Below are 22,695 nucleotides of genomic sequence, written 5' to 3' on the forward strand. Positions count from 1 at the left end.
TCATGGGCGCGCTCGACGGCATCACCAATCTGTGGGCCTTCGTTGCCGCCGGGGCGCTGCTGAATCTCACCCCCGGCCCGGACACCTTTTTCATTCTGGGGCGCAGCACAGCGCAAGGGCGGCGCGCCGGCATGCTGTCGGCCTTGGGCATTGCCCTGGGCAGCGTGGGGCACACCGTGCTGGCCGCTTTTGGCTTGTCCGCCGTGTTGGCCACCTCCGCCATGGCCTTCATGGTGGTGAAGCTGATGGGCGCGGCTTATCTGATGTGGTTGGGCGTGCGCATGCTGCGGGCCTCGGGCGCGAGCGTAGCAGCCGGCGTCGCAACGCCGGCCAGGGCCGCGCCGGGCAAAGTACTGCGCGAGGCTTTCTTCACCAATCTGTTCAATCCCAAAGTGGCGCTGTTTTTCCTCGCCTTCTTGCCGCAGTTCGTGAGGCCGGGCGCGGGCGCGGCGTCCTTTCTGCTGCTGGGTTTTTGTTTTGTCGCCACGGGCCTTGTCTGGTGTCTGATACTGGCGGTGATGGCGGCCCGGCTTGGCCAATGGCTGAAGCGCGGCGGGGTGACCCGTCGGCTGGATCAGCTGTGCGGCGCGTTGTTTGTCTTGCTGGGCGTGAATTTGCTGTTTGCCCGGCTGCGCCACTGAGCGCGGGAAATCAGGAGCCTGTATTCATGCGAGTGCGCATCGCAGTATTCAATCATCTGCTGGGGCAGCAGCCTGCGCTGCGCGCTGAGCTGGCTCGCCATGCCGGCAGGCGCGTCGGTATCGTGCTGCCGCCGGCCGCGCTGACCGGCGTGGTGACGGACCAAGGCTGGCTGGCCGCTTGTGAAGGCCAGCCGGAGGCTGTTATCCGCCTGCGCCATGGCGCGGCGCTGTCCGCCTTGCAAGGCAAGGAAGCTGCGCTGGGCGATGTGACGATAGAAGGCGATGCCGAGCTGGGCATGGCGGTGGGACGGCTGCTGGCCCGTTTGCAATGGGATGCGGTGGAGGATTTGTCCCGCGTGGTGGGCGATGTGGCCGCCAATCGTCTGCAGAGCATGGCGCGCGGCCTGCTCGGCATCAAGGGTGAGATCGGCTGGAGGTTGGCCGAAAGCTGGATTGAGCATCTGCGCGAAGAAGCGCCCATGCTGGCTGGTCGTCATCAGGTAGAAAGCTTCATCAAGAACGTCGATGCGCTGCGCGATGACGCTGCGCGGCTGGACAAGCGTCTGGCGCGGCTGGAAGCCGCGCTGGCCGGCAACAAGGAATAAGGGCACAGCCTCCTCATCATGCGGATTTCCCGTTTCAGCAAAATCGTTTCCACCTTTTATCGCTATGGCCTGGACGAATTCTTCGCCGGCCATTCCCGGCTGGGTTTCGTGCACAAGCTGTTTGGCTGGTGCCCGCTGCGCCGTGATCTGAGCCAGCCGCTGCCGGCGCGGGTGCGCATGGCGCTGGAAAGCCTGGGCCCCATCTTCGTCAAATTCGGCCAGGTGCTGTCCACCCGCCGCGATCTGCTGCCGCCTGACTACGCCAATGAGCTGGCCCGTTTGCAAGACCGGGTGCCGCCTTTTGATGGTTTGCTGGCGCGGCAGGTAATCGAACAAAGCTTGGGCAAGCCTGTTGACGCGCTGTATCTCGATTTCGACAACACCCCGGTGGCCAGCGCCAGCGTGGCGCAGGTGCATAAAGCTTGGCTGCGCGGCCCCGATGGCGGCAAGGGGCGCGAGGTGGCGGTCAAAGTGCTGCGTCCTGGCATCCAGCCGGTGATCGAGCAGGATCTGGCCCTGATGGCGACGCTGGCGGGCTGGGTGGAGAAGTTCTTCATCGACGGCAAGCGCCTCAAGCCGCGCGAAGTGGTGGCCGAGTTCGACAAATACCTGCACGACGAGCTGGACATGATGCATGAGGCGGCCAATGCCAGTCAGCTGCGGCGCAACTTCACCGGCTCGGACATGCTGATCGTGCCGGAAGTGTTTTACGACTACACCTCGCGGCAAGTGCTGACGCTGGAGTGGATGCACGGTACGCCGGTAGGGCAAGTGGACCGCCTGCGCGAACAGGGCGTGGACATGGCGAAGCTGTCGCGTTTTGGCGTGGAGATTTTCTTCACCCAGGTGTTCCGCCACGGCTTTTTCCATGCCGACATGCATCCGGGCAATATTTTCGTGGCCGAAGATGGCCGCTATATCGCACTGGATTTCGGCATCGTCGGTAGCCTGACCGAGTCGGACAAGCACTATCTGGCGGTGAACTTTCTCGCTTTCTTCAATCGCGACTACCATCGCGTGGCGACGGCGCATATCGAATCCGGCTGGGTGCCCAAGGATACCCGAGCCGAAGAGCTGGAATCGGCCGTGCGCACCGTGTGCGAACCCATTTTCGAGAAGCCGTTGTCGGAGATTTCTTTCGGCATGGTGCTGCTGCGCTTGTTTGAAACCAGCCGTCGTTTCAATGTGGAGATCCAGCCGCAACTGGTATTGCTGCAAAAGACGCTGCTCAATATTGAAGGCCTCGGACGCCAGTTGGACCCCAACCTCGACCTGTGGGCCACGGCCAAGCCCTTCCTTACCAAGTGGATGAACGAGCAGATCGGTTGGCGCGGCATGTTGCGCACCCTGAAGAACGAAGCGCCGCAATGGGCCACCACCTTGCCCACTCTGCCGCGCAAGCTCAACGAGGCCCTGTCTTCGGCCAACAGCGATCTCTTGGTGCAAGGTTATATACAGCTGATGCGCGAGCAGAAACGACAAAACTTCCTGCTGATGCTGATCGCCCTGCTGTTGCTGGCCTTGCTGGGCAAAAGCCTGCTGTAAGCTGACTGTTTCTCTGGCTGACAAAACGCCGCCACGGTTTGCCCGGGCGGCTTTTTTTGTGAGAGCGCAGGCGCTGCGTTGACACAATATATAAAAATATATAATATAAAATCAGATTTTAACTGAGGAGCTGGACATGAGTCACGACTACAAGCAACTGGCTGCGGATCTTGGCGCTACCCTCGCGGACTTCCGCAAGGAAATCCCGGAAACCATGAAGGGCTTCGGCCAGATGAGCCGCGCCGCGCACGCCGACGCCGCGCTCAGCAACAAGACCAAAGAGCTGATCGCCATGGCCATCGGCATCGCCAACCGCTGTCAGGGCTGCCTGGCCTTTCACGCCAAGGCGCTGGTGGATCTGGGTTGCAGCCGCGCCGAATTCATGGAAATGCTGCAAGTGGCGGTGTACATGGGCGGCGGTCCATCCTTGATGACGGCGGCGGAAGCCCTGCAAGCTTACGAGCAGTTTGGCGGCGAAACCGCCGCCTGAGCGCGCCCTGCGCGGCCTTCGGCCAACCTGGCTCTGGGCGCGCTTTACACTCGAAAAACAAAAACGCCGTTCACGCGACAAGCTGAACGGCGTTTTGCATGATGCATCGCACGAGTGATTTGGGGCAGGGGTCTAGAGGGCCAGCAAGGCCGCCACCACCCGGCGGTCTTCCGCCATCAAGATATTGAAAGTGCGGCAAGCGGCTTGCGTATCCATGACATCCACACCGATACCGGCATTGGTCAGCGCGGCGTAGAGGCGCGGATGCACGAAGCGCAGGCTGGCGCCCGAGCCAAACAGCACCACCTCCGGCTGCAGCGCCAGAATGGCGCTGAAGTGGCGTTCTTCCAGCGTGTCGAAACCATCGGTGTCCCAGGCAGTCACGCTGTCCGGCGCCACCAGCAGGTGGCCGTCGTGCTGTTCGCCGTTGATCAAGACATGGCCTGTACCGTAGCCGGTGAACAGGTTCTTTCCCAAGCCCAGGGCCTGATGCATTTTCATGGTGTGGGTGTCCTTGCCAGAGGGTGTCTGCCGGCGGCGCGACTGCGGCTGAAGATCATCATGCAGTGCACCACGGATTTGGGATAGGATTATAACCTGACCTAATTAGTTGAGGGGCGGGGCTGTCCGCTCACGACCGGGACAGACAAAGAACCGGTTTCAAATCTGCCGCGCAAAGGTGACGAAGCAGAGAGGCCCTCCCTGAAAATGCGCATGCTTTGCAGGCGCAGTGCTTTCACGGAGGTTTTCGTTCCGCCTACCGCTGAATTGCAAGGCCTTGAGCCGGTTCCCAGGGACAACCATGAAAGACAACAAACCGCGCCGCCGGAAAAACGCCACCCCATCGGGCGGGCGGCCAGCCATGGAAAAACAGGCCACCATGCAGCCAGTACACAAATCGCAGAAACTCGCCAACGTCTGCTACGACATTCGCGGCCCGGTGCTTGAGCACGCCAAGCGCATGGAAGACGAAGGCCATCGCATCATCAAGCTGAACATCGGCAACCCGGCCCCGTTCGGCTTTTTCGCGCCCGATGAAATCATCGAGGACGTGATCAGCAACCTGTCGGCCGCCTCCGGCTATTCCGATTCCAAGGGCCTGTTCGCAGCGCGCAAGGCCATCATGCATTACGCGCAGGAAAAGCATCTGCCCAATGTGTCCATGGACGACATCATCATCGGCAACGGCGTTTCCGAGCTGATCGTGATGTCCATGCAGGCCCTGCTGGACAACGGCGACGAAGTGCTGGTGCCCGCGCCGGACTACCCACTGTGGACCGCCGCGGTGAGTCTGGCCGGCGGCAAGGCTGTGCACTACCTGTGCGATGAAGAGCAGGGCTGGTTTCCCAGCATCGAAGACATCCGCGCCAAGATCACCCCGTCCACCCGCGCCATCGTGGTCATCAACCCCAACAACCCCACCGGCGCGGTCTACCCGCCGGCGCTGTTGCAGCAGATCATCGAGGTAGCCCGCCAGCACCAGTTGATCGTGTTTGCCGATGAAATCTACGACAAGGTGCTGTACGACGAGGTGAAGCACACCTCGCTGGCATCGCTGGCGCCGGACCTGTTTGTCGCCACGTTCAACGGTTTGTCCAAGAACTACCGCGCCTGTGGTTATCGTGCGGGCTGGATGATCCTGTCCGGCGAGAAAAAGCACGCACGCGACTACATCGAAGGCCTGAACATGCTGGCCTCCATGCGTCTGTGTGCCAACGTGCCGGCGCAGTTCGCCATCCAGACGGCGCTGGGCGGCTATCAGAGCATTGATGATCTGGTGATGGCCGGCGGCCGTCTCGCCCGCCAGCGCGACCTTGCCCACAAGCTGCTGACCGACATCCCCGGCGTCACATGCGTCAAGCCGCAGGGCGCGCTCTATCTCTTCCCGCGACTGGACCCCAAGCTATACCCGATTGCGGACGACCAGCAGTTCATCCTTGAACTCCTGCAAGAAGAGAAAGTGTTGCTGGTGCAAGGCACAGGGTTCAACTGGATTGCGCCGGATCACTTCCGCGTGGTATTCCTTCCTAACTCTGACGACCTGATCGAGGCCATCGGGCGCGTTGCCCGTTTCCTCGAACGCTATCGCCAGCGTCACGGCACCGCTTGAACTTGACTGTACGGGGGCAGGCTGCGAGCCTGCCCCTTTTGCCCGACGACACCCCTGAAAGCGGATTCGGGTCCGTTTTCAAGGAGGCCGTAGGCCCGGGACATAAATAATAGAGATTCACAGGAGATTGACATGAAGCCGATCAATATTGGCCTGATGGGCGTGGGGACTGTCGGTGGCGGTACCGCCACCGTATTGAAGCGCAACGCGGAAGAAATCAGCCGCCGCGCCGGTCGCCCGATTCGCGTGCTGATGGCCGCCAACCGCGATGTGGCTCGCGCCCAGGAGGTGGTGGGCCCGGACGTCGTCGTGGTGGACGACGCCCTGCAAGTGGTGAACAACCCTGACGTGGACATCGTGGTGGAGCTGATCGGTGGTGACACCATCGCCAAGGACCTGGTGCTCAAAGCCATCGAAAACGGCAAGCACGTCGTTACCGCCAACAAGAAATTGCTGGCCGTGCACGGCAATGAAATCTTCGCCAAGGCGCAGGAGCGCGGCGTGATGGTGGCCTTCGAAGCGGCCGTTGCCGGCGGCATCCCCATCATCAAGGCCCTGCGCGAAGGCCTGTCGGCCAACCGCATCGAGTGGATTGCCGGCATCATCAACGGCACCTCCAACTTCATCCTGACCGAGATGCGCGAGAAGGGCGCCAGCTTCGCTGAAGTGTTGGCCGAAGCCCAGCGTCTGGGTTATGCCGAAGCGGACCCCACCTTCGATATCGAAGGCCACGACGCCGGCCACAAGCTCACCATCATGGCGGCGCTGGCGTTCGGCATTCCTATGCAGTTCGACAAGTGTTATCTGGAAGGCATCAGCAAGCTGGATGGTCGCGACATCAAGTATGCCGAAGAGCTCGGCTACCGCGTCAAGCTGCTGGGCCTGACCCGTCGCACCGACGCGGGCGTGGAGCTGCGCGTGCATCCGACGCTGATTCCGGAAAGCCAGCTGATCGCCAACGTCAACGGCGTCATGAACGCCGTGCTGGCCAAGGGCGACGCCGTTGGTCAGACCCTGCACTACGGCCCGGGCGCGGGCGCGCTGCCCACTGCCTCGGCCGTGGTGGCCGACATTGTCGACGTTACCCGTCTGCTGACAGCCGACCCGGAGCATCGCGTGCCGCATCTGGCCTTCCAGCCGGATCAATTGCAAGATCTGCGCATTCTGCCGATCGAAGACGTGGTCAGCTCCTACTATCTGCGCATTGGCGCGGCCGATCGTGCCGGCGTGCTGGCCAACATCACCCGTCTGCTGGCCGAAAGCGGCATTTCCATCGAGGCTGTCATCCAGAAGGGTTCGCTGTCGGAAGGCAACGCCGAAGTGGTGATCCTGACCCATCGGGTGCAGGAACAGGCCATCAATCAGGCCATCGCCGCCATCGAAGCGCTGGAAAGCGTCGAAGGCAAGGTAGTGCGCCTGCGCATGGAAGAACTGAGCAACTAACTCAAGCGAGGACGGGCCGCCGCGCGCGGTCCGGCGACAGGGAATGAGCAAGTACTGGTTTGGCAGCCTCGGTCTGGCCTGCGCCATGGCGACACAATCGCTGAGCGCCACGCCGCTGACGCCCGGGCAGCATAATCTGCTGCAGGGTTTCTTGCTGCGCAGCTGCATCAAGCGCACGCCGTTGCCCGATGCTTCCGGCGATCACGCCGAAGCGCAGGTGCAGAAATACTGTCAGTGCGCCAGCGAGCACCTGGCCAACACCTTCAGCTCGGAAGAGGTGATGGCGGTGCTCAGCGGCCAGATCAAGAAAGATGATCCGCGCGGCAAGAAGCGCTTGGCCGAAGCCTCGGCCGCCTGTGCGGAGTACCTGCAGCCGGACAACGCCGAATAAGCGCCCGACGTCCTTGCACCAACAGGTTGAACCCACCATGAAGTACATCAGCACTCGCGGCGGCATGGCCCCGCAATCCTTCAGCGACATCCTGCTCATGGGCCTTGCGCCGGATGGCGGCCTGGCGCTGCCGGAAAGCTACCCGCAAATCAGCCGCGCCCAGCTGGACGCCTGGCGCGGCTTGTCTTACGCCGAGCTGGCGTTCGAGATCATCCGCCTGTTTGCCACCGACATTCCGGAAGGCGACTTGCGCGACATCGTGCAACGCACCTATACCCGCGCCGCCTTCGGCACCGACGACATCACGCCGGTCAAAACCCTGCAGGACGGCATCGCCATTCTCGAACTCTCCAACGGCCCGACGCTGGCGTTCAAAGACATGGCCATGCAGTTGTTGGGCAATCTGTTTGAGTACGTGCTGGCGCGCAAGGGCCGCCAGCTCAATATCCTGGGCGCTACTTCCGGCGATACCGGCAGCGCGGCGGAATACGCCATGCGCGGCAAGCGGGGCATCCAGGTGTTCATGCTGAGTCCGGATGGCCTGATGAGCCCCTTCCAGCGGGCGCAAATGTACAGCCTGCAGGACGCTAATATTCACAACATCGCCATTCGCGGCATGTTCGACGACTGTCAGGACATCGTGAAGGCGGTACAGAACGATCACGCCTTCAAGGCCAAGTACGACATCGGCACCGTCAACTCCATCAATTGGGCGCGTGTGGTGGCGCAAGTGGTGTACTACTTCAAAGGCTATTTCAACGCCACGGAAAACAATGATCAGCAGGTGAGCTTCTGCGTGCCTTCGGGCAACTTCGGCAATGTCTGCGCCGGCCATATCGCCCGCCAGATGGGCTTGCCGGTGGCGCGCCTGATTGTTGCCACCAACGAAAACGACGTGCTGGACGAATTTTTCCGCACCGGCGCTTATCGTCCGCGCGGCACCGCCAACACCTACGTTACCTCCAGCCCGTCCATGGATATTTCCAAGGCCTCCAATTTCGAGCGCTTCGTGTTCGATCTGGTGGGCCGCGACGGCGATGCCGTCAAGGCGTTGTGGCGCAAGGTGGAGTCCGGCGAAGGTTTCGACCTGTCCGACAAGTTGGCCGAAGCCCGCGACGCCTTCGGCTTCGTCTCCGGCAAGAGCAGTCATGCCGACCGTCTGGCCACCATCCGCACCGTGGACGCAGAAGACGGCGTGGTGGTGGATACCCATACCGCCGACGGCATCAAGGTGGCGCGTGAAGCGCGTCTGCCGGGCGAAATCGTGGTCTGCCTGGAAACCGCTTTGCCGGCCAAATTCGCCGATACCATCCGTGAAGCGCTGGACCGAGATCCGCCGCGTCCGGACGGTTTCGACGGTATTGAAGCGCTGCCGCAAAAAGTGGTGGTGTTTGACGCGGATGCGCCGCGCGTAAAGGCCTTCATCGAGGAGACGCTGGCCGCAGTCTGAGCGCGCTACGGCTGGGGCGATGGGTTTCTCTTCGGCCAACCATGAAAAACAGGCTCCTTGCGGAGCCTGTTTTGTTTTGGCGATTGCCGCTCAGAATGCCAGGGCCAGACCCACGTTGCCCGAGGTCTGATTGCCGCCCTTGTTGCCAGAGGTGGCGGTCAGTTGGGCCCAGGCGGAGAGGTTCTTGCCGAAGTTGGCATTCACGCCCATGGTCCATTCCATCCAGTTGCTAGCCGGTTTGCCCAGATTCACCGTCCAGTCACCGGTTGTGGTGCTCAGGCCGGTAGTGATGGTGCGGTCGCTCTGGTCGAACTGGTGCGCGTAAGCCACCTTCGCGTAGGGGCTGTACTCGCCGATAGTGGTGTCCAGCTGCCAGCCGACGCGGCCGATGGTAGAGCTGAAGTTCTGGTCGCTGTAATGCAAGCCGTTGCTGGTGACGCCGCCATCGGTAAAGTTGGAAAGCTTGATGCTTTCATGCTCAAGGCCCGCGATAGGGCCTGTGTGGAAATTACCCAGCGGGAACTGGTAGCCGCCCTGTGCGCGGATGCCAAACTGGCGCTGGCTGGCGTTGCCGCCAACCCCCAGCGTGGTGGAGCCCAGCGTCACGTTGCGCGTGGTGTCCAGTTCGCCGCTGCCGATGTGCAGATCGGAATCCAGCCACCAGTTGCCGCCGTTGTAACTGGCCAGCAGGGTCACTAGCGTGGTGCGATCGTCCACCGAGCCGCCGGCCCCGGTACTGGCGATGTCGGTCTTGCCCAACTGGTGAGACATGGCGAAGCCGAAACTGGCGTTCTCGGTAGCCTGGAAGTCCAGGCCGACGGTATACAGCTGGCCCTTGGGTTTGGCGGAGTAACTGTCATTGCCGGACTTGTCGCTGCTGAAGGCGCCATCGACAAAGGCGCTGACGCTGCCCACATCACGTTTCTTGGCGCGCAGGGCCTGGTAGCGGCCATCCAGCGTCTGGCCGAGCTGACGGGCATTGGCCATGCCGCTTTCGGCAACCGCTCCGGCAAAGTAGGGCGCTTGCAGCAGGCTGTAGACGTAGTCGCCCACAATCTGATGCGCCGCAGGCGTCGGGTGCAGACCATCCGTGAAAATATAAGACTGCGCATAGGTGGCGGACGGGCACACCAGCGCGTCAAGACAAGCCGAACCCGCCACATTGGTGAAACCGTATTTGCCAGGGTTGGCCGAAATCTCCTGAATCAGCAGCGCCATATTGGCGCGAACCACGCCGTGAGGATTTACCGCATTGATGTCGTTATCCACCAGCAGGTTGTAGTTGCTGCTCAGTTGCGCCAGGCTACTGGAGACCGTGCTGTAGGTGGACTGCAGGGCGCTCAGGCCGGCAGCCGAACCACCCAGCTGGTTATTGGCGGCCACCAGTGCCTGCTGAATCAAGGCATCGCGGTTGGCGCTGCTGGACGGTACGCTGCTCATTACGGCCCAGGCCGCGCCAATGGCGTTGTTGCGCTGGGTTGTCGATGCGCCCGCGCTGTCGGCAAAGGCCTTGATGGCGCCATAGACAGAGGAGGGGGTTGTGGAAATGTCGGGCAGATTGGGCACGACGATGATCTTCGCCCCAGCCTGTTGCAGCGCGGCGACGTAAGTCACCGTTTGCGTCGCCGCATTGGTGATGACGGTAGCCGCCTGGGTGGTGCTGCCGGTGCCGATGGCGGCGTTAACGTCATTGCCGCCGATCCAGACGGTATACACCGCGTTCGGATCGGCCTTGCCGCCGGTTTGTTGCAGATAGTGGGTGACCTGATCAGACAATTCCTGGATGGTCAAACCGCCCGGCCCCACCGTTTCCGCCTTGACGCCCGATTGTGCTTGGGCCCCGCCCTGCGCATAGTTGTTGCCCGTGCTGCTGGTGGTAGTGTTCAGCGGATTGTTGGCAACCGATTTGAAACCATAGTGCCCAGCCAGCACGTCAGTCCAGTTATTGCCGTAACCCATTGTCCAGCGTGCGTTGGCGGGCAGGGTGATTACCGTGCCGCCCACGGGATAGAGCTGTCCGCCGAAGGCGCCGACATCGCTCAGGCTATCGCCAAAGAAATAGATATTGCTGTATGCCTGGCTGGCGCCGGCGGCGAGCGCAAGCGCTGCCGCAGCGGCGAGTTTCATCGCTGTTTTCATGTGTTGTCTGCCTCGACAAGGTTGACCTGCTTCTGGTGAGTATTGTTTTTTTGATAGAGCATGGACTCTATTCAAACGATTATTTGAAGAGCATGCGCTTCTGTCAATCACCAAATGCAGGCAGGGGGGCATGTCGGTTACAATGCCGCCATGAAATCACCTGTTTTTTTGATGTTGGCGCTGCTGTGGCCGAGCCTGGCGATGGCTGCCGGCCAGGACATGGCGCAACTGGAAAAACTGGCGGACAAGTTTGTCCAGCAAGAGCTGGCGCAGCGCCCGGCCAGCTATAAGCTGGGGCAGCTCGATCGCCGCCTGGCCCTGCCTGTCTGCGCCAGACCCACGGTTGCCTGGGCTGACCCGGCTGTTGCCTCAGGCAATACGGCGGTAGTGATCCAGTGCGCCGCAGCAGGCTGGACCTTGCGCCTGCCGGTGACGATAAGCGAGAAAAAAATGGGACTGGTCCTGACTCGCAGCGTGACGGCTGGCGAAGTGTTGCAGGAAAGCGATATCAAGCTGGTTGAGCTGCCCAATCCGTCGCTGGGGCGCAATGTGCTGGGCGAAGCGGCGCTGGTGGTGGGGCAGACCATGCGCAGCGGCGCTCCTGCCGGTGCCTGGCTGCGCAACTTCATGGTGAGAGCACCGTTTGTCGTGCGCGCCAATCAGCCGGTCAAGGTACTGGCGGGCGGAGACGATTTTTCTGTCGTGGCGGAGGGTATTGCCGCAGGCAACGCCGCGGCCGGGGAAGCGGTATCGGTACGCATGCAGTCAGGCAGGGTGGTAAGAGGCATGGTCCAGCCCGATGGCAGCGTTCGTGTTGTTTATTAAAAATAAAATAGTTCAAGAGTCGGCGTTTTCGACCGATAATAACGGTAATCCACCCCCAATTTCATTTTGGAAGGCCCTTCCATGAAGATCGACAACTCGGGCAGCGCCATCAGCGCCTACGCGGGCCAGAACAAGCTGGCCAAGCGGGACGCTGCTTCCAAGACCTCTACGGCCGCAACTGCTCCGACCGACAGCGTAGAGATCAATCCGTTTGCCAGCAGCCTGAGCGCCGTCGCCCAGCAGTCGGGCGAGAGCTCGTTCGATGCTGCCAAGGTGGCTTCCATCAAGTCCGCCATCGCATCTGGCAATTTCTCAGTCAACCCGGAAAAGATTGCCGACAGCCTGATCGCCTCCGCGCGGGAACTGTTGGGCCAGTAACGCATTCCGGTAGCCTTCAAGATGCCCGCCGAACGCCTAGAACAGCAGTTTGTCCTCCTGTGCCAGCAGGAAGCCGATCACGTCAGCCTGCTGGTGCAAGTCTTGCAGCAAGAGCAACAGGCCATGATCAATGGCAGTACGGAGTTGCTTGAGCCGCTGGCCGACAGCAAGAGCCGCTTGCTTGACGAGTTGGCGGGACAGTCCCAGCAGCGCGGTTTGCTGATGAAAGAGTTGGGCCTCTCTGATAGCGACACGGTTTATATCTGGCTGGCGGACAAGCCAGCCGCCCGCGACGCCTGGGTGGCGTTGGAGGACGGTGTGCATCGCGCGCAAAGCATCAACGAGTTGAATGGTCGCTATATTGCCGACCGTCTCAGTCATGTGGAGGATGCGCTTTGCGTTTTGCGGCAAGCGGCTTCCGCCACACTCAGCTACGGCAAGGATGGCGTGCAGCCTGCTGGTATCAGCGGGCAGCGTTTCCTCGGTTCCGCCTGATTTTCTTACCGCCCCTTCCCTGTCTCTCCTGCGTTTGCTTCCCCGATAAGGTGGGCGATGCGGCTTTGATTGTGGTATCTTCGCCACTGGGCCTGAGAAAACCACCATCCAGAATCCGATGACCCTGATTTCCTTGATTTTCGCACTGGCGCTCGAACAGCTCCGCCCGCTTGGCAACCGCAATCGCGTGTGGCATGCGTTCACCCGTTACGCCAATCATCTCGAACGCAATCTCAATGCCGGCTCCAACCGGCATGGTGTATTGGCGTGGATGGTGGCCGTATTGCCGCCGGTCTTGATCAGCTTGCTGGTGTATTACGCGCTGCATGCCGCTCACCCCCTGCTGGGCCTGGCCTGGAATGTGGTCGTGCTGTATCTCACCATGGGGTTTCGCCATTTCTCCAGCGCGTTTTCAGAGATTTCCCTGGCGTTGAACCAGGGACAGGATCTTGATGCTCGTCGAGCCTTGTCGGGCTGGACCGGGCAGGCGACCTCCGAACTGACGGTCAGCGAAATCTCGCGCCTCTCCATCGAGCAGGGCGTGCTGGACAGCTACCGCCATGTATTCGGTACGATGTTCTGGTTTGTTGTGTTGCCTGGGCCTGCCGGGGCGGTGTTGTACCGCGTGGCGGTGATGCTGGGCCAGAAGTGGGGCGCGCGCAATGTGCAGGAGGACCGTTTCGGTCGCTTTGCCGCCAGCGCAAGCGCTTGGCTGGACTGGCTGCCGGTGCGACTGACCGCTGCCAGCTTTGCCGTGATGGGTGATTTTGAAGACGCCATTTACTGTTGGCGCTCCCAGGCCAGAACCTGGGGCAATTACGCTAACGGCATCTTGCTGGCATCTGCCGCCGGCGCATTGGGCGTAAGGCTGGGCGACCCGTTGCGACAGGACTACACGGTCAAGTTCCGCCCCGAATTGGGGCTGGGCGACGAAGCGGACCCGGGCTTCCTCAAAAGCGCCGTGGGCCTGGTGTGGCGCTCTGCGCTGCTATGGCTGTTCGTGATCTTGTTGATCAGCGTCGCCAATCACATGTAAGCGCTCCGCAGCCGCCGCCCATCATAGGGCGGCGTTGCCGTTTGTGGAGCGGCATGTTTATGAATACCGGGCGTGACGATGGCTGGGGCCAACGCAACGTCCAACCGATTGCAGGAGTATCACATGCTGTTTTCCGAACTCGGGTTGTCTCCCGAGATTCTGCGGGCCATTGAAGAGCAGGGCTATAGCGAGCCCACGCCCATCCAGGCCAAGGCCATCCCGCTGGTGCTGAGCGGCCGAGATCTGCTTGCCGCCGCCCAAACCGGCACCGGCAAGACTGCCGCCTTCATGCTGCCCATCCTGGAACGCCTGAAAAAATTCGCCAATACCAGCGTTTCTCCGGCCATGCACCCGGTGCGCGCGCTGGTGTTGTCGCCGACGCGCGAGCTGGCCGACCAGATCGGCGTCAATGTGCGCACCTACACCAAGTATCTGCCCCTGCGAGCCACCACCGTGTTTGGCGGCATGAATATGGACCCGCAAGTGCAGGAGCTGCGCCGTGGCGTGGAAATCCTCATCGCCACGCCGGGCCGCCTGCTGGATCATATCCAGCAGAAAACGGTGCAATTGAACAAAGTGGACGTGCTGGTGCTGGACGAGGCCGACCGCATGCTGGATATGGGCTTCATCCAGGACATCCGCAAGATCATGGGCATGCTGCCCAAGGAGCGCCAAACGCTGTTGTTCTCCGCGACCTTCGCGCCGGAGATCAAGCGTCTGGCTGCCGACTTCATGAAGGACCCGCAAACGGTCGAAGTCGCTCGCCAGAACGCCACCAACGAGCAAGTGGAGCAAGTGGTGTACTCGGTGGATGGCTTCCGCAAGCGCCATTTGTTGAGCCATCTCATCCGTCAGCGCGACATGAGCCAGGTGATCGTGTTTTGCAAGACCAAGCTCAGCGCCGACCAGCTGGCGCGTGATCTGAAACGCGACGGTCTGTCCGTGGAGGCCATCCACGGCGACAAAGCTCAGGGGGCGCGTCTGGAAACCCTGTCCGCCTTCAAGGAAGGCAGTCTGCGCGTACTGGTGGCTACCGATGTGGCCGCGCGGGGCTTGGATATTTCGGAGTTGCCGTTCGTCGTCAATTTCGAGCTGCCCAATTCGCCGGAAGACTATGTGCACCGCATTGGCCGGACCGGTCGCGCCGGCGCCAGCGGGGTGGCCATTTCCCTGATGGCGGCGGATGAAACCCGTCAGTTGGAAGCGATCGAAAAACTGACGCGCCAGACGTTGAAACCCCAACTGGTGGAAGGCTTCTGGCCCGCCGCCATGCGTCCTGCCGCACCGTCCCCCGCGCCGACGCCGTCCCCCTCCCATCGTCAGAACAGCGGCGAGGGGCGCGGCAAGCCGGCTTCCGCCATGATCATGACGCCGCCCAAAGAAAAGGACGGTGAAGGCCTGAAAAAGGTGGATCAGACCGGCTCGCGTCGCAGCCGCAAACAGAAGCGCGAGGTTCCGGCCTTGTTGCTGCCGCCGCGCTATAAGGTAGAGTCGGCGCGTTAAATCCGGCCCAAGGCTGGCGGGGTGATATCAACAAGGTTTGCCGAAGGAGTGATCATGTCGTGTTTTCGTCGTGGTTCCGCATTGATGGCCTTGCCCTTGTTGGGTAGCGGTGCGCTGTTGGCTCCCCTCACGGCCCAAGCCGGGGCGGGTGTCGAGGGCAGTGTGGTGGTGCGATCCGCGGCAGCTCCCGGTATTGGTGCCGTCACGCAGGATGATCAGGCTCGCAGCGCCCGCATTCATGCCCTGTTGCAAAAGTACGGCATGGGCTGCGGGGATCCGTCTTGCCCCTTTTGCAATGCCAGACCAGTCGAAACGCCTTGAGTGTATTCGCCGCGCCAGATAAAACCCGCAATCCGCGGGTTTTTGTTTGCCTTGCCGATGCGCGTTGCGCCATCAGGTTTTGGTCCTGGGCGTCTGGCGGGGCCCAGACAAAAAAACAGCCCCTTGCGGGGCTGGGAAGCGATGAATGCCAGTCGCTGACACTCTCCATGCAGCAGGTTTCACACAAAAATCACCAAGGCGGCCATGGCGCCGTGCGCGCCCATCACCAGGCTCTGTTCGATGTCCGCGGTGCGGGACGAGCCAGCGATGAAGCTGCCAAAGCCGTGTTCGGTGATGCGAACGCGCGCGTAGGCGTCGCGCATGGTGTCGACGATATTCGCCTTGGGCACCACCATCACCAGTTTCTGGGTGAGAAAATACAATGAGCGGAAGCGGTTATCGGGGTGGCTGACCCATACCGCGGCGTTTTCCGCCACCGCCAGATCGCCCGGCACGATGGCGATATCCACATCCTGCCAGTCATGCGGGGTCGCAGCTTCTTCATGATCCGCCCCGGTAATGTCCACCGTGCGGCCGGCCTTCGGCCAACGTTCCGCCACCAGCTCGCGCACGCTCTGCCCCTCGGCCAGCTCCACCGCATCGCCGCCCAATTGGCGGATCAGCGCGGCAAAGGCTGCTAGCGGTTGTTCGAAACGGATAAAAGACACTGCGTGGATGTCCGGTAGGTCCGGCCCTTGCGGGCGATGGCGGCGGATGCGCTCCAGAATGGCGTCGCGGCTGCTCATCAGTTTTTCTCCTCTCGGCGGCGGTACATTTCCTTGAAGCTCTGTTCCGGCATTTCCGGCAAGTCGCGCCCGGCGCGACTCCAAGCGCTCTGGCGGGTGAGGCCTTCCGGCAGGATGGGCACCACTTTGCGCATCACCTTGCCGGACAAATCAAACAGCGCCGGGTGGCGGGTAAGAAAGCGCATGGCCATCAGGCCCATTTTCTTGCCGGTCGGCACCGCGCCTGCGTCCCAGGCGCGCTTGCGGTGCAGTACCAGCTGTTCGTGCAGGTTGATTTTTACCGGGCAGACATTGGAGCAAGAGCCGCAGGTGCTGCAGGCGAACGCCATGCTGGCGTGCTTGCGGATGTCGCGACTGGGCCCCAGCGTGGAGCCGATGGGGCCGGGGATGATGTAGCTATAGCTGAAACCGCTGCTGCGCCGGTATACCGGACAGGTGTTCATGCAGGCGCCGCAACGGATGCAGCGCAGGCTCTGGAAGAAATCGTCGCTGCCGAGAATCTCGCTCCGGCCGTTGTCGACGATGACGATATGCATTTCACCGCCCGGTCGGGCTTGATGAAAATGCGAGGTATAGGTGGTGACCGGCGAGCCGATGGCGGAACGCGCCAGCAAACGGGTAAACACGCCCAGATGCTCCAGCTTTGGGATCAGTTTTTCCAGACCCATGCTGGCAATGTGAATGGGCGGCAGGCTGGTGCCGAGATCGGCATTGCCTTCATTGGTGCACACCACCACGCCGCCGGTTTCGGCAATGCCGAAATTGACGCCGGTGAGCCCGGCGTCGGCGGTCAGAAAGTGTTCTCGCAAGTTGGCGCGGGCCGCATGGGTGAGGTAGGTCGGGTCGTTGTTGCCGGCCTCGGTGCCCAGCTCCTGATGGAACAGCTCAGAGATCTGCTCTTTCTTCAGGTGGATGGCGGGCATGACGATATGACTGGGCGGTTCGTGACGCAATTGCACGATGCGTTCGCCAAGGTCGGTATCAATCACCTCAATGCCGCGCTGCTCAAGGTAGGGGTTCAGCCCGCACTCTTCGGTAAGCATGGACTTGGATTTCACCAGCTTTTTTACCTGACGGGCAGCCAGGATGCCGTGCACGATGCGGTTGTGCTCTTCGGCATCCGCGGCCCAGTGTACGGTAACCCCGTTGGCGGCGGCTTTTTCCTCAAACTGTCGCAGGTAGTCGTCCAGCCGGGACAGAGTGTGCGCCTTGATGGTGCGCGCCAGTTCGCGCAGGGCTTCCCACTCAGGCAGTTGCGACGCTTGCGCGTCGCGCTTCTGTCTTACCCACCAGATGGCGCTGTCGTGCCAGCGCGCTTGCTCGCGATCAGCCAGAAAGGCTGCCGCGGCTTCCGGGTGGCGAATGCTGTCGTCCTTCATGTCGCCCCCCTCCCTGTGAGGATTTCCACGATGTGCAGCGGACGGATATTCCTGCCCTTGTGACGGATGATGCCGCCCATGTGCATCAGGCAGGATGGGTCGGCGCCGACGATGAACTCCGCGCCGGTGGCCTCGTGCTGGGCGATGCGATCCTCGCCCATGGCGGTGGACAGTTCCGGTTCATCCACGCAGAAGGTGCCGCCAAAACCGCAGCACTCATCGCGGCGTTCCGGCTTGAGCACGGTGATGCCGTCCACCAGCGCCAGAATACGCTCCAGCCGGGAGTGGAAAGGAATCATCAGCTCGGACGGCGCTGCGTGATGCAGTTCGCGCAGGCCATGGCAGCTTTGATGGATGGATACCTTGTGTGGGAAATACACCGGCTTCGGCAAACCTTCCACCTTCAGCACGTCCTGCAGGAATTCGATGATCTCGAACACCTTGGGCTTGAGCGACTGGTAGTCGCTGTCGCCGGCCAGATACCAGTCGAAATGGTGGGTGACGTGCGCCACGCAACTGCCCGAGGGCGCTACCACATAGTCAAAGTCGCGGAAGATGCTGGTGAAGCGCTGCGCGGCGGCGCAAGCGCCTTTGCTGTCGCCATTATTGGCCATGGGCTGGCCGCAGCAGGACTGTTCCATCGGAAACACCACTTCGCAGCCGTAGCTCTCCAGCAGCTCCAGTGTGGCCATGCCGACATGGGGGAACAGTTCGTTGACGTAACAGGGGATGAAAAGGCCGACTCTCATGGCTGCAGGGTCTCCGTCAGCGGAGTGTTGTGAAACTGCCTGCATTAAAGCCGCCGGCGGGGCGCTTGGCTATGCGGAATTACCCTCGCGCCGGTTTGCCAAGCCGGTAGATGATCCAGGCCAGAGTGAGAAGAAAGCCGCCGGACAATACGGCGGGCACCGGGCCGTGCGGCAAGGCTGCCCATACCCACTCCACCAGCCCGGGAGAGTTGCCCAGCCTGTTGTCGCCCACCACCAGCGCACGAGAGGACTTTTCCCAGACCGGGCCGACGTTTTCGCCCAACACCCAGATGGACAGACCCTTGGCCAGACTGATAAAGCCGCAGAAGGCGGAGAGGGCGCTCAAAAGCATGACAAAGAAGCGTTGCAGCACGATAACGGTCGCAGTCAGGACAAAGTCGTATGGTATGACTAGTTGTCCGCAAGATAAAGCATGCTATGCGTCCTCAGCCTTGCTGTCGGCGAAACGCCCACCAGCCGGCAAGGCCAGTGAAACTGGCCACCAGCAGCACCAGTATCCAGAAGCCGTGCGGATGGTTGGAAAGCGGGACACCCCCTACATTCATGCCAAAGAAGCCGGCGACGATGTTGATGGGCAGAGCCAGCACCGTGACGATGGTGAGGGTGAATAGCGTGCGGTTGGTCTGCTCGTTGAGTTTGGCGGCCAGTTCTTCCTGCAGCAGCTTGATTCGTTCTACCAGGCCCGCCAGATCATTCAGCACCAGTGCAAATTCTTCCGTTGACTCCCGCAGGTCTTGCAGGTCGCTTTCCCGTACCCAGCGCGGTGGCTTGTTCAACAGACGGAACAGCGCTGCGGGCTCAGGGGCCAGCAAGCGTTGGAAGCGCACCAGCACTCGTCGCAGATTGGCCAGTTCGGCGCGGTGATCCTGCAGACGATGCGCCAGCAGGTGATCCTCCACAGCGTCTACCTTGACGCTGGTTTGCCGAACCACCCGCGTCAGTACATCGGCCTGGTCCTGCAGCAGATGCACCAGCAGATTGATCGTAGAGTCGAAAGCCTCGCCGTACTTCACTGCGGCGCGGAGCTGATCCGCCGAGTGCAAAGGCTTGATGCGGGTCGTTACCAGCACGCGTTCATCCACATGTACCCAGAGCGTGGCGATATCTGACGAAGTCAGATCAAAGCTGAAGGCAACATCGTTGATGACGGCCAGCAGCTGCCCGTCAGTCTGCTCAATGCGGGTGGAGCGCGAACCGCCGCGATGGGCTTCATAGAAGGCCTCCGGCAATGTCAGATGCGTCCGCATCCAGCGCTCGGCCGCCACATTGGCAAGATTGAAATGCAACCAGATGAACTCGCCGTGAACAGGCTGCCGCAGCCAGAGTGCGGCCTGCTCAGAGTCCAGCGGCTCGCCGGGCCGACCTTCGCTAAAGGCATAGCCGGCGATGAGACCGGCCAGATCGGAACCATATTGCGCGGGCGGGGCGGTGTGGCTCATGGATGAAGTCCACGTTATTGAGGTCAGAAAATTCTATCTTGCCAGCCAAGTGTTGCGGTATGGCGGACAGTCAGAGCGTTATCCGCTTGGCTTGCCCAGTCACTTGGTGCAGGTGGCGGGGTGTTCGGACTGGGTTCGACGCATTTCTCCGACTGGGCATCATCCCGCAGAACTCGGGTGGCTTTGGCGACATCGGCAAGGCGAGGGAGGTGTTCTACCATAACGAAATCCGCCCGCTGCAGATCAGGTTCATGGAGGTCAACGAGTGGCTGGGTGATGAGGTGATCCAGTTCAACGATTACCAGCCCACCGGGCAGTAGTACGGTAGGAAAAGCGAGAACGCCGGATAGGGCGTTTTTTTATTGCGACTCGGTCTGCTGCGGCATTCTGCAATATGATGGTGTGACAGGTGGGAACCCAGCTATCGGTTATGGTGTAGGACTTACCGTGGGCTATAGCGCAAATAAAGCGATTTCCGGTTATGCGAATGATGATGGGATGTATCACGGCGATCCACAGTACTCTTCAGGTGGTGTAAGTTAAGTTGGACGAAGCGTAAGTGATCATAACGGTTCGAGCACAGGTGCCGCTAGCGAGTACGCTAATAGTGCCGATGGTGCGCGAGATGCAGGTCGCGATGCTGATGGGCATGAGTATTAATAGTGCATCAAGAAAAATCTATAGCAGCCATGTAATTATTGCCCAGCCACTTAATTGTTAATGGATGCGGTTTGCGGCTGGGTGCTGCACCCTCTGTTTGAGGGGGGTATATCCCCACCGGTTTTTCATATTTAATAGAAAGAGGCTTGAGTGAAAATTAATGTTGGAGAGGTATTGAAGGATATTGCCGTTGGGATTTCAATATCCACAGCAATGCTTGCATTGATATACTTCGCGTTCCATGGAAGTACGTGGAAGGAGGATTTTTTAACGACAAACAATGCAGTGATGATTATTGGCTTGACGATCACTATCGTTGTCGGTCGAATTGGCAGGTATGGCAAAAAGCAGGGTGAAAATATGGGTGATTTTTTGCCAGCACTGGATTGTTATCGATAATCATCATTGCGACCTTAAGAGTAGGCGCGAGAGAGAAGATTAAAGCACCAATTGGTTTGAATTTTTTGGTTTGGATTGCCTCTGCAGTTCCTATCAAATAACATGAACCTCTATATAGGCACAGCAACCCGATGGATGTCAAAAATAAAGCCCCCCCCTCCAAATGCAATGCTATTTGCCAAGCCAGACTTTCCCCACATATCAAAGTCGGCCATCACAAACAAGTAGCCTATAATAAATATTAATAAACCAACTACCAGAAAGATACTGCCAGCTATAGTATCTTTTTGTGGGCCTAATTTATTTTCATCGGGTAGCATGCGTCCCTCATTTGATTTCTAGCGGCTGATTGATTCGAGTGTTTTCTGTAGCCCAGATAGCGTCTGCTCTTGGCCGGAAGCGGACGACGGGCGATTATGCTATTCTCGCGGCTTCTCTTTCCTTAGCTTTCAGTTCGAATCCTGATAGAAACGCACGACGCAATTCTGATTCTTTCATTACGGCGAGCTGCAATGCAGCATAGAGAGCCCAGCAATCATCTTCAATACTATTAGAATTAATTAACCGCCCTTCTTTAAAAAGATCGCAACGCAACTTGAAAAGGCGATGTACCTCGGCATTGGCAATATCTGAGCCGAGTTCACCTCTAAAATATGCCTCACGCTTTTGCCCGTTTCTTCCATTGGCAATAACTGCATTAATAATTGTTTCAAACGCCAACCACATCAATATAAATCGTTCGCCAGGATAAGCTTGACCAAATGCCTTATCCAAAAGAAAGGCCGCTTCTTCTGGAAGGTGAATCAGTGCCGCGTCTTCAATAGCGGGATCGTTGAAAAGGTTAATTTCTTGTGTGTCGAAAACTGACGCGAATCCCTCATCAGACTGAGTCGTAGGCTCTTCATTTTCACCAAACAAAGTGATTTGTATGAGTTCTCGCGCGACGGGGACGCCAAAAACCAATCGAAGTGCATTAGCAACGACGATCATCTTCGGCCGGCTGCTTTCTCGCGTGTCTTTATCCGGATACCCAAAGGTTAGCTTTAAGTGGTTGCTATTTTTGAGAATCGGAACTTGAACCATTGCTGAGACACATTGACCGTCGGCCAGATAGTGAGTTGCCCAACGCATGCGAAACGCGGAGTCATCCATTGGCGAGAAAAGCGTAACATCGACCGCCTCAAATCCATTTGTTGCGAGAAGTTTTCTGACCCGTGGTAAATCAACTCTTTGTAAAGAGGAACTCCATACTGTCTCTCTGAAGAATTTCATCCCCTGCTGACTAAGTTCTTCTGCAATTCTCTGGCGAAAGGTCATCCCATCCTCACGTCTTAAATTGATATCTAGAAAATTTCATTTTTCGTTATTTCTCTATCTAAAACCAAGCAGATAGTCGATGTCTGCATTTGGCCGATAGCGGGCATTAAAATGGTTGAGTTGTATGACTAGCTATTTAATGTTTTTATTATGAAAAGAAATAGTATAAATAGTGCTAGTTGAAAAATAAGGCTATTACCCCTGACTGGATTCCCAGTTTGGAAAGAATGTTTTTTATGAATCCGCCAGTTAGTATGTCGAAGATAAAAACAAGAAAATTCACTTAAGACTCTTTTTGAAAGTGTTATTTGTTTTCTCTTGTGCTGTATGTGTAAATATGTGGTTTCAAATAAGGTCTGCAACCTATATGAAACTACTGCACGCACAAGAGGAAAGAAATCCGTAGCCAGGAAGTCAGCTCCGGTGGTGGTAGCTGTTAAGTTACTACATTGTCATTGAGTGGGGTAGGGCGTGGAGCAATGTGCGCAGATTTGTGCGAAATATGTGCGAATTTTGACGCCGCGCGAAGCCGCAGGAAGCCTAATCGCTACCTGATTGGATTGGCTGAAAACGTTTCTGTAGCTTGGCTTTGGCTGGTTTTATGTGGCTTTGT

At 59.4% G+C, this 22,695-nt stretch carries 24 protein-coding genes; 15 read left to right on the plus strand and 9 right to left on the minus strand.

From position 1 onward, the window contains the following. The first annotated feature begins 2 nt into the window (after positions 1 to 2). The 4 genes from Q0P52_RS09445 to Q0P52_RS09460 all read left to right on the plus strand — a co-directional run bounded on the left by Q0P52_RS09445 (position 3) and on the right by Q0P52_RS09460 (position 3,281). The gene (locus Q0P52_RS09445) at positions 3 to 641 is read left to right on the plus strand and encodes a LysE family translocator (RefSeq protein ID WP_293761136.1); all 639 of its coding nucleotides are present in this window, start codon (positions 3 to 5) and stop codon (positions 639 to 641) included. A 26-nt stretch (positions 642 to 667) separates the two neighbouring features. Continuing rightward, positions 668 to 1,246: an SCP2 sterol-binding domain-containing protein gene (locus tag Q0P52_RS09450; protein WP_293761138.1), complete on the plus strand. Its 579-nt coding sequence runs from the start codon at positions 668 to 670 to the stop codon at positions 1,244 to 1,246. An 18-nt stretch (positions 1,247 to 1,264) separates the two neighbouring features. Next, a complete protein-coding gene (gene ubiB, locus Q0P52_RS09455) occupies positions 1,265 to 2,791 on the plus strand; it encodes a ubiquinone biosynthesis regulatory protein kinase UbiB (protein WP_293761140.1) in 1,527 nt (508 codons plus the stop codon). A 136-nt stretch (positions 2,792 to 2,927) separates the two neighbouring features. Further along, positions 2,928 to 3,281 carry a carboxymuconolactone decarboxylase family protein gene (locus tag Q0P52_RS09460; protein WP_293761142.1) on the plus strand — a complete coding sequence of 118 codons (354 nt, stop codon included), beginning with the start codon at positions 2,928 to 2,930 and terminating at the stop codon, positions 3,279 to 3,281. 132 nt (positions 3,282 to 3,413) lie between these two features. Here the strand turns inward: Q0P52_RS09460 and Q0P52_RS09465 are convergent, their stop codons facing one another. Next, complete coding sequence (locus Q0P52_RS09465; RefSeq protein WP_293761145.1) at positions 3,414 to 3,782, minus strand: Mth938-like domain-containing protein; 369 nt, start codon at positions 3,780 to 3,782, stop codon at positions 3,414 to 3,416. A gap of 379 nt (positions 3,783 to 4,161) precedes the next feature. On the opposite strand from Q0P52_RS09465, the gene Q0P52_RS09470 reads away from it, so the two are divergent. The 4 genes from Q0P52_RS09470 (at position 4,162) to thrC (ending at position 8,675) form a co-directional block, all read left to right on the plus strand. After that, positions 4,162 to 5,391 (plus strand): pyridoxal phosphate-dependent aminotransferase, encoded by a 1,230-nt coding sequence (locus Q0P52_RS09470; protein WP_293761487.1) that lies wholly within the window; start codon positions 4,162 to 4,164, stop codon positions 5,389 to 5,391. Positions 5,392 to 5,523: 132 nt separating this feature from the next. Further along, a complete protein-coding gene (locus Q0P52_RS09475) occupies positions 5,524 to 6,834 on the plus strand; it encodes a homoserine dehydrogenase (RefSeq protein WP_293761148.1) in 1,311 nt (436 codons plus the stop codon). A gap of 43 nt (positions 6,835 to 6,877) precedes the next feature. Continuing rightward, a complete protein-coding gene (locus Q0P52_RS09480) occupies positions 6,878 to 7,225 on the plus strand; it encodes a hypothetical protein (protein ID WP_293761150.1) in 348 nt (115 codons plus the stop codon). Between the two features lie 37 nt (positions 7,226 to 7,262). Next, complete coding sequence (gene thrC, locus Q0P52_RS09485) at positions 7,263 to 8,675, plus strand: threonine synthase (RefSeq protein ID WP_293761152.1); 1,413 nt, start codon at positions 7,263 to 7,265, stop codon at positions 8,673 to 8,675. Positions 8,676 to 8,765: 90 nt separating this feature from the next. On the opposite strand, the gene Q0P52_RS09490 is transcribed toward thrC, so the two are convergent. Further along, on the minus strand, positions 8,766 to 10,802 hold the full coding sequence (locus Q0P52_RS09490; RefSeq protein WP_293761154.1) for an autotransporter domain-containing protein: 2,037 nt from the start codon (positions 10,800 to 10,802) through the stop codon (positions 8,766 to 8,768). Between the two features lie 162 nt (positions 10,803 to 10,964). Here Q0P52_RS09490 and flgA point away from each other — a divergent pair, with 162 nt between their 5' ends. From flgA to Q0P52_RS09520, 6 genes are all read left to right on the plus strand, one after another. Next, positions 10,965 to 11,639 (plus strand): flagellar basal body P-ring formation chaperone FlgA, encoded by a 675-nt coding sequence (gene flgA, locus Q0P52_RS09495; protein WP_293761158.1) that lies wholly within the window; start codon positions 10,965 to 10,967, stop codon positions 11,637 to 11,639. A gap of 81 nt (positions 11,640 to 11,720) precedes the next feature. Further along, positions 11,721 to 12,017, plus strand: coding sequence for a flagellar biosynthesis anti-sigma factor FlgM (gene flgM / locus Q0P52_RS09500; protein WP_293761161.1), 297 nt, complete (start codon positions 11,721 to 11,723; stop codon positions 12,015 to 12,017). A 21-nt stretch (positions 12,018 to 12,038) separates the two neighbouring features. Further along, entirely contained in the window at positions 12,039 to 12,512 is a 474-nt protein-coding gene (locus tag Q0P52_RS09505) for a flagellar protein FlgN (RefSeq protein ID WP_293761164.1), read from the plus strand. 118 nt (positions 12,513 to 12,630) lie between these two features. Next, positions 12,631 to 13,548: a CobD/CbiB family protein gene (locus Q0P52_RS09510; protein WP_293761167.1), complete on the plus strand. Its 918-nt coding sequence runs from the start codon at positions 12,631 to 12,633 to the stop codon at positions 13,546 to 13,548. A gap of 123 nt (positions 13,549 to 13,671) precedes the next feature. Beyond that, entirely contained in the window at positions 13,672 to 15,051 is a 1,380-nt protein-coding gene (locus tag Q0P52_RS09515; protein WP_293761169.1) for a DEAD/DEAH box helicase, read from the plus strand. 54 nt (positions 15,052 to 15,105) lie between these two features. Beyond that, positions 15,106 to 15,372 carry a hypothetical protein gene (locus tag Q0P52_RS09520; protein WP_293761172.1) on the plus strand — a complete coding sequence of 89 codons (267 nt, stop codon included), beginning with the start codon at positions 15,106 to 15,108 and terminating at the stop codon, positions 15,370 to 15,372. A gap of 179 nt (positions 15,373 to 15,551) precedes the next feature. Here Q0P52_RS09520 and Q0P52_RS09525 read toward each other — a convergent pair whose 3' ends face one another. From Q0P52_RS09525 to Q0P52_RS09545, 5 genes are all read right to left on the minus strand, one after another. Continuing rightward, positions 15,552 to 16,118 (minus strand): LUD domain-containing protein, encoded by a 567-nt coding sequence (locus Q0P52_RS09525; protein WP_293761175.1) that lies wholly within the window; start codon positions 16,116 to 16,118, stop codon positions 15,552 to 15,554. Next, positions 16,118 to 17,497, minus strand: a complete 1,380-nt coding sequence (locus tag Q0P52_RS09530) for a lactate utilization protein B (protein WP_293761178.1) — start codon at positions 17,495 to 17,497, stop codon at positions 16,118 to 16,120. Before Q0P52_RS09530 ends, Q0P52_RS09525 begins: the two co-directional genes overlap by 1 nt. Next, positions 17,494 to 18,246 (minus strand): (Fe-S)-binding protein, encoded by a 753-nt coding sequence (locus Q0P52_RS09535; RefSeq protein WP_293761180.1) that lies wholly within the window; start codon positions 18,244 to 18,246, stop codon positions 17,494 to 17,496. The genes Q0P52_RS09530 and Q0P52_RS09535 overlap by 4 nt, the downstream gene beginning before the upstream one ends. A gap of 79 nt (positions 18,247 to 18,325) precedes the next feature. Then, the gene (locus tag Q0P52_RS09540; RefSeq protein WP_293761183.1) at positions 18,326 to 18,598 is read right to left on the minus strand and encodes a hypothetical protein; all 273 of its coding nucleotides are present in this window, start codon (positions 18,596 to 18,598) and stop codon (positions 18,326 to 18,328) included. A 94-nt stretch (positions 18,599 to 18,692) separates the two neighbouring features. Beyond that, a complete protein-coding gene (locus Q0P52_RS09545) occupies positions 18,693 to 19,706 on the minus strand; it encodes a transporter (RefSeq protein ID WP_293761186.1) in 1,014 nt (337 codons plus the stop codon). Positions 19,707 to 20,516: 810 nt separating this feature from the next. On the opposite strand from Q0P52_RS09545, the gene Q0P52_RS09550 reads away from it, so the two are divergent. Further along, positions 20,517 to 20,765 carry a hypothetical protein gene (locus Q0P52_RS09550; protein WP_293761189.1) on the plus strand — a complete coding sequence of 83 codons (249 nt, stop codon included), beginning with the start codon at positions 20,517 to 20,519 and terminating at the stop codon, positions 20,763 to 20,765. A gap of 110 nt (positions 20,766 to 20,875) precedes the next feature. On the opposite strand, the gene Q0P52_RS09555 is transcribed toward Q0P52_RS09550, so the two are convergent. Together Q0P52_RS09555 and Q0P52_RS09560 are read right to left on the minus strand one after the other, a co-directional pair. Continuing rightward, positions 20,876 to 21,085 carry a hypothetical protein gene (locus Q0P52_RS09555; protein WP_293761192.1) on the minus strand — a complete coding sequence of 70 codons (210 nt, stop codon included), beginning with the start codon at positions 21,083 to 21,085 and terminating at the stop codon, positions 20,876 to 20,878. A gap of 94 nt (positions 21,086 to 21,179) precedes the next feature. Beyond that, on the minus strand, positions 21,180 to 22,082 hold the full coding sequence (locus tag Q0P52_RS09560; RefSeq protein WP_293761195.1) for a hypothetical protein: 903 nt from the start codon (positions 22,080 to 22,082) through the stop codon (positions 21,180 to 21,182). Positions 22,083 to 22,695: the final 613 nt, after the last annotated feature.

Origin of the sequence: uncultured Aquitalea sp. (genome assembly GCF_945957525.1) — a bacterium.
In the GTDB taxonomy this organism is placed as follows: Bacteria; Pseudomonadota; Gammaproteobacteria; order Burkholderiales; family Chromobacteriaceae; genus Aquitalea.

Excerpts from the sequence above, each read along its gene's own strand:
- Q0P52_RS09445 (WP_293761136.1), top strand. The coding sequence starts at position 3 with ATGGGCGCGCTCGACGGCATCACCAATCTGTGGGCCTTCGTTGCCGCC.
- Q0P52_RS09450 (WP_293761138.1), top strand. The coding sequence starts at position 668 with ATGCGAGTGCGCATCGCAGTATTCAATCATCTGCTGGGGCAGCAGCCT.
- ubiB (WP_293761140.1), top strand. The coding sequence starts at position 1,265 with ATGCGGATTTCCCGTTTCAGCAAAATCGTTTCCACCTTTTATCGCTAT.
- Q0P52_RS09460 (WP_293761142.1), top strand. The coding sequence starts at position 2,928 with ATGAGTCACGACTACAAGCAACTGGCTGCGGATCTTGGCGCTACCCTC.
- Q0P52_RS09465 (WP_293761145.1), bottom strand. The coding sequence starts at position 3,782 with ATGAAAATGCATCAGGCCCTGGGCTTGGGAAAGAACCTGTTCACCGGC.
- Q0P52_RS09470 (WP_293761487.1), top strand. The coding sequence starts at position 4,162 with ATGCAGCCAGTACACAAATCGCAGAAACTCGCCAACGTCTGCTACGAC.
- Q0P52_RS09475 (WP_293761148.1), top strand. The coding sequence starts at position 5,524 with ATGAAGCCGATCAATATTGGCCTGATGGGCGTGGGGACTGTCGGTGGC.
- Q0P52_RS09480 (WP_293761150.1), top strand. The coding sequence starts at position 6,878 with ATGAGCAAGTACTGGTTTGGCAGCCTCGGTCTGGCCTGCGCCATGGCG.
- thrC (WP_293761152.1), top strand. The coding sequence starts at position 7,263 with ATGAAGTACATCAGCACTCGCGGCGGCATGGCCCCGCAATCCTTCAGC.
- Q0P52_RS09490 (WP_293761154.1), bottom strand. The coding sequence starts at position 10,802 with ATGAAACTCGCCGCTGCGGCAGCGCTTGCGCTCGCCGCCGGCGCCAGC.
- flgA (WP_293761158.1), top strand. The coding sequence starts at position 10,965 with ATGAAATCACCTGTTTTTTTGATGTTGGCGCTGCTGTGGCCGAGCCTG.
- flgM (WP_293761161.1), top strand. The coding sequence starts at position 11,721 with ATGAAGATCGACAACTCGGGCAGCGCCATCAGCGCCTACGCGGGCCAG.
- Q0P52_RS09505 (WP_293761164.1), top strand. The coding sequence starts at position 12,039 with ATGCCCGCCGAACGCCTAGAACAGCAGTTTGTCCTCCTGTGCCAGCAG.
- Q0P52_RS09510 (WP_293761167.1), top strand. The coding sequence starts at position 12,631 with ATGACCCTGATTTCCTTGATTTTCGCACTGGCGCTCGAACAGCTCCGC.
- Q0P52_RS09515 (WP_293761169.1), top strand. The coding sequence starts at position 13,672 with ATGCTGTTTTCCGAACTCGGGTTGTCTCCCGAGATTCTGCGGGCCATT.
- Q0P52_RS09520 (WP_293761172.1), top strand. The coding sequence starts at position 15,106 with ATGTCGTGTTTTCGTCGTGGTTCCGCATTGATGGCCTTGCCCTTGTTG.
- Q0P52_RS09525 (WP_293761175.1), bottom strand. The coding sequence starts at position 16,118 with ATGAGCAGCCGCGACGCCATTCTGGAGCGCATCCGCCGCCATCGCCCG.
- Q0P52_RS09530 (WP_293761178.1), bottom strand. The coding sequence starts at position 17,497 with ATGAAGGACGACAGCATTCGCCACCCGGAAGCCGCGGCAGCCTTTCTG.
- Q0P52_RS09535 (WP_293761180.1), bottom strand. The coding sequence starts at position 18,246 with ATGAGAGTCGGCCTTTTCATCCCCTGTTACGTCAACGAACTGTTCCCC.
- Q0P52_RS09540 (WP_293761183.1), bottom strand. The coding sequence starts at position 18,598 with ATGCTTTTGAGCGCCCTCTCCGCCTTCTGCGGCTTTATCAGTCTGGCC.
- Q0P52_RS09545 (WP_293761186.1), bottom strand. The coding sequence starts at position 19,706 with ATGAGCCACACCGCCCCGCCCGCGCAATATGGTTCCGATCTGGCCGGT.
- Q0P52_RS09555 (WP_293761192.1), bottom strand. The coding sequence starts at position 21,085 with ATGCTACCCGATGAAAATAAATTAGGCCCACAAAAAGATACTATAGCT.
- Q0P52_RS09560 (WP_293761195.1), bottom strand. The coding sequence starts at position 22,082 with ATGACCTTTCGCCAGAGAATTGCAGAAGAACTTAGTCAGCAGGGGATG.